Source organism: Delftia sp. WSY_10 (assembly GCF_043104705.1).
Taxonomy (GTDB): domain Bacteria; phylum Pseudomonadota; class Gammaproteobacteria; order Burkholderiales; family Burkholderiaceae_C; genus Comamonas; species Comamonas tsuruhatensis.
Window position 1 is genome coordinate 57,272 of the sequence record NZ_JBICKY010000037.1, and the last position, 12,087, is coordinate 69,358.

The 12,087-nt window shown below is 67.3% G+C and carries 11 protein-coding genes; 4 read left to right on the forward strand and 7 right to left on the reverse strand.

The window, feature by feature from the left end; translation table 11 throughout:
- Positions 1-2 precede the first annotated feature (2 nt).
- The 3 genes from gatB to gatC all read right to left on the reverse strand — a co-directional run bounded on the left by gatB (position 3) and on the right by gatC (position 3,317).
- Positions 3-1,448, reverse strand: coding sequence for an Asp-tRNA(Asn)/Glu-tRNA(Gln) amidotransferase subunit GatB (gene gatB, locus ACF8ML_RS18175; protein ID WP_017404913.1), 1,446 nt, complete (start codon positions 1,446-1,448; stop codon positions 3-5).
- A 6-nt stretch (positions 1,449-1,454) separates the two neighbouring features.
- On the reverse strand, positions 1,455-2,951 hold the full coding sequence (gatA, locus tag ACF8ML_RS18180; RefSeq protein ID WP_016448551.1) for an Asp-tRNA(Asn)/Glu-tRNA(Gln) amidotransferase subunit GatA: 1,497 nt from the start codon (positions 2,949-2,951) through the stop codon (positions 1,455-1,457).
- A gap of 66 nt (positions 2,952-3,017) precedes the next feature.
- Positions 3,018-3,317 carry an Asp-tRNA(Asn)/Glu-tRNA(Gln) amidotransferase subunit GatC gene (gatC, locus tag ACF8ML_RS18185; RefSeq protein WP_016448550.1) on the reverse strand — a complete coding sequence of 100 codons (300 nt, stop codon included), beginning with the start codon at positions 3,315-3,317 and terminating at the stop codon, positions 3,018-3,020.
- A gap of 212 nt (positions 3,318-3,529) precedes the next feature.
- Here gatC and ACF8ML_RS18190 point away from each other — a divergent pair, with 212 nt between their 5' ends.
- From ACF8ML_RS18190 to mrdA, 4 genes are all read left to right on the forward strand, one after another.
- Positions 3,530-4,573 (forward strand): rod shape-determining protein, encoded by a 1,044-nt coding sequence (locus ACF8ML_RS18190; RefSeq protein ID WP_012202293.1) that lies wholly within the window; start codon positions 3,530-3,532, stop codon positions 4,571-4,573.
- 183 nt (positions 4,574-4,756) lie between these two features.
- A complete protein-coding gene (mreC, locus tag ACF8ML_RS18195) occupies positions 4,757-5,830 on the forward strand; it encodes a rod shape-determining protein MreC (RefSeq protein ID WP_043791091.1) in 1,074 nt (357 codons plus the stop codon).
- Positions 5,827-6,345, forward strand: coding sequence for a rod shape-determining protein MreD (mreD, locus tag ACF8ML_RS18200; protein WP_016448548.1), 519 nt, complete (start codon positions 5,827-5,829; stop codon positions 6,343-6,345). The genes mreC and mreD overlap by 4 nt, the downstream gene beginning before the upstream one ends.
- A 13-nt stretch (positions 6,346-6,358) precedes the next feature.
- The gene (gene mrdA, locus ACF8ML_RS18205) at positions 6,359-8,404 is read left to right on the forward strand and encodes a penicillin-binding protein 2 (protein ID WP_017404915.1); all 2,046 of its coding nucleotides are present in this window, start codon (positions 6,359-6,361) and stop codon (positions 8,402-8,404) included.
- A gap of 68 nt (positions 8,405-8,472) precedes the next feature.
- Here mrdA and ACF8ML_RS18210 read toward each other — a convergent pair whose 3' ends face one another.
- The 4 genes from ACF8ML_RS18210 to ACF8ML_RS18225 all read right to left on the reverse strand — a co-directional run bounded on the left by ACF8ML_RS18210 (position 8,473) and on the right by ACF8ML_RS18225 (position 11,859).
- Positions 8,473-9,231: an amino acid ABC transporter ATP-binding protein gene (locus ACF8ML_RS18210; RefSeq protein WP_016448544.1), complete on the reverse strand. Its 759-nt coding sequence runs from the start codon at positions 9,229-9,231 to the stop codon at positions 8,473-8,475.
- Entirely contained in the window at positions 9,228-10,010 is a 783-nt protein-coding gene (locus ACF8ML_RS18215; RefSeq protein ID WP_016448543.1) for an amino acid ABC transporter permease, read from the reverse strand. Before ACF8ML_RS18215 ends, ACF8ML_RS18210 begins: the two co-directional genes overlap by 4 nt.
- 65 nt (positions 10,011-10,075) lie before the next feature.
- Positions 10,076-10,846 (reverse strand): ABC transporter substrate-binding protein, encoded by a 771-nt coding sequence (locus tag ACF8ML_RS18220; RefSeq protein WP_017404916.1) that lies wholly within the window; start codon positions 10,844-10,846, stop codon positions 10,076-10,078.
- Between the two features lie 254 nt (positions 10,847-11,100).
- Positions 11,101-11,859, reverse strand: a complete 759-nt coding sequence (locus ACF8ML_RS18225; protein ID WP_392407588.1) for a sulfite exporter TauE/SafE family protein — start codon at positions 11,857-11,859, stop codon at positions 11,101-11,103.
- Positions 11,860-12,087 lie beyond the last annotated feature (228 nt).

Here is a 12,087-nt window from a genome sequence, read left to right on the forward strand (position 1 = left end):
GGTCAGGCCAGCTTGGCCTTGAGCAGCTCGTTGACCTGCGCCGGGTTGGCCTTGCCCTTGGAAGCCTTCATGACCTGGCCGACCAGGGCGTTGAAGGCCTTGTCCTTGCCTGCGCGGTACTGCTCCACGTTGGCCGGATTGGCGGCGATCACCTCGTCGATGATCTTCTCCAGCGCGCCCGTGTCGTTCATCTGCTTGAGGCCCTTGGCCTCGATGATGGCGTCCACGTCCTGGCCCTCACCTGTCCACAGCGCCTCGAACACCTGCTTGGCGGCGTTGTTGGAGATGGTGCCGTCGCCGATGCGCTGGATCAGCGCGGCCAGCTGGGCGCTGGAGACCTTGGCGGCCTCCATGCCGATTTCCTCGGTGTTCAGGCGGCGCGAGATCTCGCCCATGATCCAGTTGCTGGCCAGCTTGGGCGCATTGCAGGCCCGGGCCGTGTCCTCGAAGTAGGCGGCCATGGCCTGGCTTTGCGTCAGCGTGGTGGCGTCGTACTCGGGCAGGCCATATTGCTCGACAAAGCGCGCGGCCATGGCGCGCGGCAGCTCGGGCATGTCGGCCCTGACCTGTTCCACCCACTCGGGCGCGACCACCAGCGGCGGCAGGTCGGGGTCGGGGAAGTAGCGGTAGTCGGCCGCGTCTTCCTTGGTGCGCATGGAGCGCGTCTCGCCCGTGTCGGGGTCGAACAGCACGGTGGCCTGCTGGATGCGGCGGCCGTCCTCGATTTCCTCGATCTGCCAGCGGATCTCGTAGTCGATGGCCAGCTGCATGTTCTTGAAGCTGTTGAGGTTCTTGATCTCGCGGCGCGTGCCCAGCGGCTGGCCGGGCTTGCGCACAGAGACGTTGGCGTCGCAGCGAAAGCTCCCTTCCTGCATGTTGCCGTCGCAGATGCCGATCCAGGTGACGATCTGGTGCAGCGTCTTGGCGTAGGCCACGGCTTCTTCCGTGCTGCGGATGTCGGGCTCGGTCACGATCTCCAGCAGCGGCGTGCCGGCGCGGTTCAGATCGATGCCCGACTGGCCGATGAAGTCCTCGTGCAGCGACTTGCCGGCATCTTCCTCCAGGTGGGCGCGCACCAGGCGGATGGTCTTCTTCTCGTCGCCGAGGAAGAAGGACACCTCGCCGCCCTGGACCACGGGAATCTCGAACTGCGAGATCTGGTAGCCCTTGGGCAGGTCGGGATAGAAGTAGTTCTTGCGTGCGAAGATGCTGCGCGGCGCAATGTGCGAGCCCAGCGCCAGGCCGAGCCGGATGGCGCACTCGACGGCCTTTTTGTTCATCACCGGCAGCGTGCCGGGCAGCGCCATGTCCACGGCGCAGGCCTGGGTGTTGGGCTCGGCGCCGAAGGCGGTGCTGGCGCGGCTGAAGATCTTGGACTGGGTGGCCAGCTGGGCGTGGGTCTCGAAGCCGATGACGACTTCATAGCCCTGGATGAGTTTCGCGGTCATGGGGTCTCAGATGCCCTTCGGAGCTTGAAGGTGGAAATCGGTGGCCTGCTGGAAGCGGTGGGCGGCGTTGAGCAGCTGGCCTTCCTTGAAGTAGTTGCCGATCAGCTGCAGGCCCACGGGCATGCCGGCCTCGCCAAAGCCTGCGGGCACGCTCATGCCGGGCAGGCCGGCCAGCGATGCGGGCAGCGTGAAGATGTCGGCCAGGTAGTTGGCCAGTGGGTCGCTCTTTCCGCCCAGCTGCCAGGCCACGGTGGGCGCGGCGGGGCCGGCGATCACGTCGCACTGCTGGAAGGCGGCCTGGAAGTCGTCGGCGATCATGCGGCGGATCTTCTGCGCCTGCAGGTAGTAGGCGTCGTAGTAGCCCTCGGACAGCACGTAGGCGCCGATCATGATGCGGCGCTTGACCTCGTCGCCGAAGCCTTCGGCGCGGGTCTTCTTGTACATGTCCACCAGGTCCGTGTAGTCCTTGGCGCGGTGGCCGAACTTCACGCCGTCGAAGCGCGAGAGGTTGGACGATGCCTCGGCCGGGGCCAGGATGTAGTACACGGGAATCGACAGCTCGGTGCGCGGCAGCGAGATAGGCACCAGGCGGGCGCCCAGCTTCTCGTATTCCTTGAGCGCGCCATCCACGGCGGCGCGCACGTCGGCCGACAGGCCTTCGCCGAAGAACTCGGCGGGGATGCCGATGCGCAGGCCTTCGATGCCGTCGTTCAGGCGGGCCGTGAAGTCCTCGGCGGGCACGTCCAGGCTGGTGGAGTCGCGGTCCAGGTCGGGGCCGCACATCTCGGACAGCAGCAGGGCGCAGTCCTCGGCGCTCTTGCCCATGGGACCGGCCTGGTCCAGGCTGGAGGCGAAGGCGATCATGCCGTAGCGGCTGGCGCGGCCATAGGTGGGCTTGATGCCCGTGATGCCGCAAAACGATGCGGGCTGGCGGATGGAGCCGCCCGTGTCGGTGCCGGTGACGGCGGGCGCCAGGCCGGCGGCCACGGCCACGGCCGAGCCGCCCGAGGAGCCGCCGGGCACGCGGTCCAGGTTCCAGGGATTGCGCACGGGCGCGGGTGCGTCGAAGCCCACGGGCGCGACGGCCGAGTTCTCGTTGGCCGAGCCCATGGCGAATTCGTCGCAGTTGAGCTTGCCCAGCGTCACGGCGCCGGCCTCGGCCAGGCGGGTGACCACGGTGGCGTCGAAGGGCGAGCGATAGCCGGCCAGCATCTTGCTGGAGGCCGTGGTCGGGAAGTCGCGCGTGACGAAGATGTCCTTGTGCGCAATGGGCACGCCAGCCAGGCGACCGCCCTTGCCTTGGGCAATAAGGGCGTCGGCAGCGCGGGCCTGGGCCAGGGTGGCCTCTTCGTCGATGCTGACGAAGGCGCCCAGGTTCTGGTGCGCCTGGGCGCGGGCCAGGAAATGCTGGGCGGCTTCGACGGCGCCGAGCTTGCGCTCGCGCAGCAGGGCCGACAGGGCCGACACGCCGAGCGTGTGCAGATCAGTGGTTTGCTGGGTCATGTATGGGATGCGGAAAACGGGGACGGATGCCAGGGGACAGGAAGCAGGGCGAGCGACGCCCGGCGCTCACTCGATCACCTTGGGGACCAGGAACAGGCCGCGCTCGACGGCCGGGGCGCTGCGCTGATTGGCGTCGCGCTGGTCGGGCTCGCTGGCAATGTCCTCGCGCAGGCGCAGGGCAATGTCCTGGATGGCGGCGACCGGATGTGACAGCGGGCTGACGCCCGAAGTATCCACAGCCTGCATCTTCTCCACGATGCCGAAAAAATCATTGAGCTGGCCTAGCATGCGCTCACTCTCTGCGGAAGAGAGCTCGAGCCGTGCGAGGTTCGCGATGCGTGCGATGTCTTGTGCGTTCAGTGCCATAGGAATTTTGAAGGGGGCAACGGGATGTAAACCCGCATTTCAAGCCCCGGCAGTACAAGTTATTCACAGGGGATACGGTATTATCTCGGCTTTGCCGCAAGACCCTCTCCGAGCTGGTCATTGTGCGAAAAGCCAACCCCATCCAGACTCCCTAACTTTCATCCCGGCGATGGCAGGCCGACGAGCATGCCGTGCCTGAGAGGACTCTCGTAATGTTCGGAGCTTTCCGTCGGTATTTCTCCACCGACCTTGCCATTGATCTTGGCACAGCCAACACCCTGATTTTCGCCCGCGACAAGGGCATTGTTCTGGACGAACCCTCCGTTGTCGCCATCCGCCACGAAGGCGGCCCGCATGGCAAGAAGGTGATCCAGGCGGTGGGCCGTGAAGCCAAGGCCATGCTGGGCAAGGTGCCCGGCAACATCGAGGCCATCCGCCCGATGAAGGACGGCGTGATTGCCGACTTCGTCATCACCGAGCAGATGATCAAGCAGTTCATCAAGATGGTGCATCCGCGCTCGGTGCTCACGCCCAGCCCGCGCATCATCATCTGCGTGCCCTGCGGCTCCACCCAGGTCGAGCGCCGCGCCATCAAGGACGCGGCCGAGGCGGCAGGCGCCACCTCTGTCTACCTGATCGAGGAACCCATGGCCGCCGGCATCGGTGCCGGCCTGCCGGTGTCCGAGGCCTCGGGCTCCATGGTGGTGGACATCGGTGGCGGTACCACCGAAGTCGGCGTGATCTCGCTGGGCGGCATGGTCTACAAGGGCTCCGTGCGCGTGGGCGGCGACAAGTTCGACGAAGCCATCATCAGCTACATCCGCCGCAACTACGGCATGCTGATCGGCGAGCCCACGGCCGAATCCATCAAGAAGAACATCGGCTCGGCCTTCCCCGGCTCCGAAGTCAAGGAGATGGAAGTCAAGGGCCGCAACCTCTCCGAAGGCGTGCCGCGCAGCTTCACCATCTCGTCCAACGAGGTGCTCGAAGCCCTGACCGACCCGCTCAACCAGATCGTCAGCGCCGTCAAGAACGCGCTGGAGCAGACCCCGCCCGAGCTGGGCGCCGACATTGCCGAGCGCGGCATGATGCTGACCGGCGGCGGCGCGCTGCTGCGCGACCTGGACCGCCTGCTGGCCGAAGAGACGGGCCTGCCCGTGCTCGTGGCCGAGGAACCGCTGACCTGTGTGGTGCGCGGCTGCGGCATGGCGCTGGAGACCATGGACCGCCAGGGCAGCATCTTCACCAGCGACTGACGCGGCGCAGGCCGGGGCCCGTTGTCGCGGGCCCGGGCGGCAGCCGACCGACTGCAACGTTTTTCTTCTCCCTTCCGTGGTGACCTGCATGCTTGCCCTGCCTTCCTTCGCACCGGGCCCGGCCCGTGCTTTCCAGGCCGCAGCAAGTGCGGCAGGGCAGGCCCTGCCGCGCGGGAGGGGCGCATGAATCCCAACACCCTGGACCACTCGGCGCCCTCGCTGTTCAAGCGGCGGCCCTCGCGCGTCTCCCAACTGGCCATCTACAGCGCATTGGCGCTGTTTCTGATGGTGGCCGACGCGCGTTTCAGGATCACCGACCCCGTGCGCGTGGCCGTGTCCACCGTGCTGTACCCCGTGCAGTGGGTGATGCTCAAGCCGGTGGAGGCCGTGCACGACGCCAGCCGCTACCTGGGCTCGCTGGACGAGGCCCAGGCCCGGGAGCAGGGCGCGCGCAAGGAACTGGTGGCCATGGCCCAGCGTGCCTCGCTGGCCGACGAACTGATCCAGGAAAACGACCATCTGCGCGAGCTGCTGCAGCTGCGCGACCGCCTGACCACGCCCGGCACGGCGGCCGAAGTGGTCTACGACAGCCCCGACCTCTATACCCGCCGTGTGGTCATCGACCGCGGCCAGGTGGACGGCATCGCCCAGGGCTCGCCCGTGCTCGATGAAAAGGGCGTGGTCGGCCAGGTCACGCGCGTGTATCCGCTGCGTTCCGAGGTCACCCTGCTCATCGACCGCGACCAGGCCATTCCCGTCTTCAACCCGCGCACCGGTGCACGCAGCGTGGCCTATGGCGACCCGTCGCCGCTGCGCACCGGCGGCATCGAGCTGCGCTTCATGCCCAGCAATGCCGATGTGCAGGAAGGCGACCTGCTGACCACCAGCGGCGTCGACGGCCTGTACCCGCCGGGCCTGCCCGTGGCCAAGGTGGTCTCGGTGGAGCGCCGCGCGGACTCGGCCTTCTCCCGCATCTACTGCGAACCCGTGGGCCGCGTGCAGGGCGTGCGCCACGTGGTGGTGCTCAAGCCGCTGGACCGCGCCACGCATCCCGAGGCGGAAGGCGCTGCCGAACCCCTGCGCGCCGGCAAGGGCAAGGAAAAAGACAAGGGCAAGGAAAAAGACAAGCCCAAGGATGGCAAGGGCAAGGAAGCCTCCAAGGACGGTGGCAAGGCCGGCAAGACAGATGCGCCGGCCACGCCTGCAGCACCCGCTGCTCCCGCCGCACCCGCCTCCGCCAGGAAGGAGCCCGCATGATCATGCCGCGCGGCCAGCAGCTGCTGCTGCCGGTCAATCCCCTGTTCATCGTCGTCAGCCTGCTGGCGGCGCTGGCACTCAACATGCTGCCCTTGGGACGCCAGGCCTGGCAACCCGACCTGCTCATGGTGCTGCTGGCCTTCTGGGCATTGAACCAGCCCCAGCGCGTGGGCATGGGCGTGGCCTTCCTGCTGGGCCTGTGCATGGATGTGGACCGCTCCTCCCTGCTGGGCCAGCATGCGCTGGCCTATGCGCTGCTGGTGTTCGCGGCCGGCGCCATGGGCCGGCGCCTGTCGTGGTTCTCCACGCCCGTGCAGGCGCTGCACCTGCTGCCGCTGTTTGCCGTGGTGCACGGCCTGCAGGTGCTGCTGCGCATGGTGGCCGGTGGCATCATGCCCGGCCCGCTGGTGGTCGTCGCGCCTTTGATCGAGGCCCTGCTGTGGCCCCTGGTCAGCGGCCTGCTGCTGGCGCCTCAGCGCCGCCCGCCGGACAGTGACGAGAACCGTCCCCTGTGAGGCTTGACGCGTGATGGAAATCCGCAATACAGAAGCCGAGCTGCAGCGATTCAGGTTGCGCGCATGGGTGATGAGCGTGGTGGTGCTGCTGGCCTTCGGGCTGGTGGTGGCGCGCTTGCTGGTGCTGCAGGTGCAGCGCCATGAGGAGCTGTCCGAGCGCGCCGAAAGCAACCGCACGGCCGTGGTGCCCATCGTGCCCAACCGGGGCCAGATCCTGGACCGCAACGGCGTGGTGCTGGCCACCAACTACTCGGCCTACACGCTGGAGATCATGCCCTCGCGCGCGGGCAACCTTGAAGAGACCATCGACAGCCTGGCCGAGATCGTCGAGATCACGCCGCGCGACCGGCGCAAGTTCAAGCGCCTGGTGGACGACTCCCGCAGCTTCGACTCCCTGCCCATCCGCACGCGCCTGACCGATGACGAGGTCGCGCGCTTTGCCGCGCAGCGCTACCGCTTCCCGGGCGTGGACATCAAGGCGCGGCTGTTCCGCACCTATCCCATGCAGGACACGGCCAGCCATGTCATCGGCTACATCGGCCGCATCAACCAGCGCGAGAAAGAGGCGCTGGAAGACTCCGACGACGCCGCCAACTACCGTGGCACCGACGTCATCGGCAAGCTGGGCGTGGAGCAGAGCTACGAAACCGACCTCCACGGCCAGACCGGCTGGGAGGAAATGGAAACCTCGGCCGGCGGACATGCCGTGCGCAAGCTCGGCAGCCGCCCCGCCACGCCCGGCGACAGCCTGGTGCTGTCGCTGGACATCAAGCTGCAGCGCATGGTGGAGGAGCTGTACGGCGACCGCCGCGGCGCCCTGGTGGCCATCGATCCGCGCAGCGGCGAAGTGCTGGCCATGGTCAGCCGTCCCACCTTCGACCTGAACCTCTTCGTCGATGGCATCGACCAGGAGAGCTGGACCACGCTCAACGAATCCATCAACCGCCCGCTGCTCAACCGCGCGCTGCGGGGCACCTATCCGCCGGGCTCCACCTACAAGCCCTTCATGGCGATTGCCGCGCTGGAGTCGGGCAAGCGCCGCCCGGACACCACCATCATGGACAACGGCAGCTGGACCTTCGGCGGCCACACCTTCCGCTCGGGCCACCCCAACGGGCCGACCAACCTGCGCCGCTCCATCATCAAGTCGTCCAACGTGTACTACTACATGCTGGCCAACGACATGGGCGTGGACATGATCCACGACTACATGAAGCCGCTGGGCTTCGGCCAGCTCACCGGCATCGATGTGCGCGGCGAGGCGCGCGGCGTGCTGCCCAGCACCGAGTGGAAGCGCAACACCTACAAGCGGCCCGAGCAGAAGAAGTGGTACGCGGGCGAGACCATCTCGCTGGGCATCGGCCAGGGCTACAACAACTTCACCATCCTGCAGCTGGCCAATGCCATGTCCACGCTGGCGGCCAAGGGCGTCAAGCACCGCCCCCACCTGGCCGTGGGCCGTGTCGATGCCGTCACGCAGCAGTTCTCGGCCATCAACAAGGACCCAGGCACCAGCATGGGCTACAAGCCCGAGAACGTGGAGGCCGTGCGCGCCGCCGTGGCCGCCGTGACGGTGGAGGGCACCTCGCGCGGCATCTTCGGCAACGCGCCCTACACCTCCACCGGCAAGACCGGCACGGCCCAGGCCGTGGGCGTGCGCCAGAACGAGAAGTACAACGCGGCACGCCTGTCCGAGTTCCAGCGCGACCACTCGCTGTACATCGCCTACGCGCCGGCCGACAACCCCACTATTGCCGTCGCTGCCATCGTGGAGAACGCCGGCTTCGGCGCCGCTGCCGCCGCACCGCTGGCGCGCCGCGTGTTCGACTACTGGCTGCTGGGCCGCTACCCCAGCCTGGAAGACATGGCCGCCATGCGCAAGGGCCAGGCCGGCGTCCCCATAGGCACCCCGCGCCGCGTCTCCGAAATCACGCTGGATGCGGAAACCGTGAACCTGCCCGGCCTGCCGCGCTACGAGCCGCCCGAGGCATCGGCGCCTGTGGCATCCAACCGCGCTGCCGCGCTGCCGCCGCCGTCTGCTGGCGAGCTGGAGGATTGAGAAAGCAAAAAAGCCGGCATTGCCGGCTCTTTGCTTTCTTGAGCAGCCTGTGTGCGCAGGCCCGGGCCTCAATGCCCCATGCGACCGATGAACGCCGCGATCCGCTCGCTGGCCGGGTTGCCGAAGAATTCGGCCGGTGGCGCCTCGTGGGCGATGCAGCCCTGGTCGAAGAACATCACGCGGTCGGCGACCTCGCGGGCGAAGCCCATTTCGTGGGTGACCACGATCATGGTCATGCCGCCGCGTGCCAGCTCGCGCATCACGTCCAGCACCTCCTGGACCATCTCCGGGTCCAGCGCGCTGGTGGGCTCGTCGAACAGCATCACCTGCGGCTCCATGGCCAGGGCGCGGGCAATGGCCACGCGCTGCTGCTGGCCGCCCGACAGCTGCCACGGGTACTTGTGGGCGTGGGCCTGCATGCCCACGCGCTCCAGCAGGGCCATGGCCTTGGCATTGGCCTGGGCGCGCGGCGTTTTGTGGATGCGGCGCGGCGCCAGGGTCACGTTGTCCAGCACCGTCATGTGGCCGAACAGGTTGAACTGCTGGAACACCATGCCCACTTCGCAGCGCTGCTTTTGCAGCGTGGCTTCGTTGTCGGTGACTTCGACGCCGTCGATGGTGATGCGCCCGCCATCATGCGGCTCCAGCCGGTTGATGGCGCGCAGCAGCGTGGACTTGCCCGAGCCCGAGGCGCCGATGATCACCGTCACCTCGCCCGTGCAGAACTGCGTGGAAACGCCCTTGAGCACCTGGTGGCTGCCGAAGGATTTGGTGACCTTGTCGGCCACGATGTAGGGCATGCCCCGTGCCAGCTTGTCGGCGCTCATTTGTGGCGGCCCTCCACGTCGAAGCGGTACTCCACGGCAGCCGTGACCTGGGTCACCAGCGTGGTCAGCACCAGGTAGGTCACGCCCACGGTGACCAGGGTCTCCACGGGCTGGAAGGTGGCCGACTGGATGCGGTTGCCCACATTGGTCAGCTCCACCACGCCGATGGCGTACGCCAGCGACGAATCCTTGAGCAGGGCCACGAAGTTGCTCACCAGCGGCGGCAGCGAGATCTTGAAGGCCTGCGGGAACACCACGTCCATGAAGACGCGGCTGCGCGGCAGGCCCAGCGCGCGCGCGGCCTCGGCCTGGCCGCGCGGCACGGCCTGCAGGCCGGCACGCACGGCTTCGGCGTTGTAGGCGCCCACGTTCAGCGCCAGCGCAATGCAGGCGGCGGCGAAGTCGGGCAGGTTCAGGCCCGGGATCAGCACCGGCAGCGCGAAGTAGATGAACAGGATCTGCACCAGCAGCGGCGTGCCGCGGATCGCCCAGACGTAAAAGCCTGCAGCCCAGCGCAGGGCGGCCGTGCGTGAGGTGCGCGCCAGCGCGGCGGCGATGCCCAGCACCAGGCCGGCGGCGCCGCTGGCCAGCGTCAGGTACAGCGTGGTGCGCGCGCCATCGGCGAAGGTGTCGGCATTGGAGCCTATGGGCTCGGGCAGCAGGGACAGCAACTGCCCCAGCAGCGAAACCACGAGCACCATCAGCAGCAGGGCCGTGACCAGGGTGGCGTTGCTGCGCTGCGAGCGGCTCCAGTGGGCGGGCCAGAGGACGGTAAGCATAGGTGGGCTAGAAACAAAAAGGCGCCCTGCAAGTGGGCGCCGGTCGGGCAGATCTGCCCGGGGCCTCAGTCAGGGCAGCGGATGTCTTCGTGGAAATATTTCTGCGACAGCTTGGCGTAGCTGCCGTCGGCCAGGGCGTCCTTGAAGGCCTTGTTCCAGGCGTCGGCCAGCGACTTGTTGTCCTTGGCCACGGCGGCGGCGATGCGCTCGACCAGCAGCATCTCGCCCTGCTTGAGCTGGGCATTGGGGTTCTTCTGCTGCAGTTCCTTGGCAATGAAGCGCTCGGTCACCCAGGCGTCCACCCGCTTGGACAGCAGCGCATTGCGCGCGGCCTCGTTCGTGGGGAAGTTGACCAGGCGCTTGATGCCGGTCACGTTCTTCTCCATGTACTGCAGATAGGTGGAGCCGGTCTGCACCGACACCGTCTTGCCCGCCAGGTCCTTGGCCGAACGGATGGCCGGGTCCAGCGACATCACGATGCCGCCCGAGCAGTAGTGGGGCTGGGTGAAGGTCACGGCCTTCTCGCGCTCGGGCGTGATGCCGTGCGAGGAAATCACCAGATCCCAGCGGTCCTGCTGCAGGCCGGTCAGCAGGGCGTCGAAGCTGATGGTCTTCCACTCGTACTTCACGCCCATCTTGCCGGCCAGCATCTGTGCCAGCTCGACCTCGAACCCGGTCAGCTGCTTGCCCTCGAAATGGGCAAAGGGCGCGTAATAGCCTTCGGTGGCCAGGCGCAACGTGCCTTCCTTCTGGATGGCGTCGAAGGGGCGGGCCTGAACGCCTGCGGCGGTCCACAGGGCCAGCGCGGCGGCGGCGATGACGGTAATGCGTTTCATGGAAGCTCCAGGAGGGCTGTCGCTCAGGACCTGACCCCGGCGCCGCAAGAGGGGGAAAGCGCCAACGCACGGATCGGTGCATGGCCATGGACGGCGGGGCCGATTGCGTGGCTGCGCGGCGGGTCGGGTGCAGCCGCTGGCAGGGGTGCGACATGCACCTGCCGCCGCAGCTCAAGGCGAAAAGTCGGCAATTATAGAAGGTTGCCGTCGCCGATGCCGATGGCAGGTGTTGCGGATGCCGCTGGCCTGCGTGCTCAGGCGATGAAGGCGTCGTAGCCGGTCTTGAGGATCAGCAGGCTCACCACGCCGATGAAGATGACCCGCACGAAGCCCGTTCCATGGCGCAGGGCCATGTGCGTGCCCAGCATGGCGCCCAGCACGTTGGCCACCGCCATGGGGACGGCCAGGTGCCACCAGATATGGCCCTTGAGCGTGAACAGCGCCAGCGCCGCCAGGTTGGTGGCCATGTTCAGCAGCTTGGCCGAGGCCGAGGCGTTCAGGAAGTCATAGCCCATCAGCCGCACGAACAGGAACACGAAGAAGCTGCCCGTGCCGGGGCCGAAGAACCCGTCGTAGAAGCCGATGGCCAGGCCGATGGCGCAGGCGATCAGCGTCTCGGCGCGGCCCGAATAGCGCGGCGTGTGGTTGCGGCCCATGTCCTTGCGCGCCAGCGTATAGACCAGCACGCCCAGCAGCACCAGCGGCAGCAACTGGCGCAGGAAGTCGGGGGAGATCTGCGTGACGGCCCAGGCCCCCGCAAAGGAGCCCGCCATGCCCACGCAGGCGGCCGGCATCATCGCGCGCCAGGGCAATTGCACCTTGCGGCCGTACTGCCAGGTGGACATGGCCGTGCCCCAGACGGAGGCGCTCTTGTTGGTGCCCAGCAGGGTGGCCGGTGGTGCGGTGGGGAAGGTGGCGAACAGCGCGGGCAGCAGGATGAGGCCTCCGCCGCCCACGATGGCGTCCACGAAGCCGGCCAGCATCGAGGCCAGCGAGACGATGATCCATTCCATAGGGCGGCGATTGTCGCACCGCCACGGTGCCGGATCAGGCTGGCCGCAGGCATAAAAAAAGCGCCGGACTTGCCGGCGCTCTGGGAAATGCATCTTGGGATGCTATTTATGAATGTTGATCTGGTTGTGTACGAGTTGTCTCCTCGGCCCCTCTTGTGCAGCACTGTGGTACCGCGAGAGTGGATGGACTTTAATGGCCGCACCTGGGTGGTGCATCGGGGATTTCCC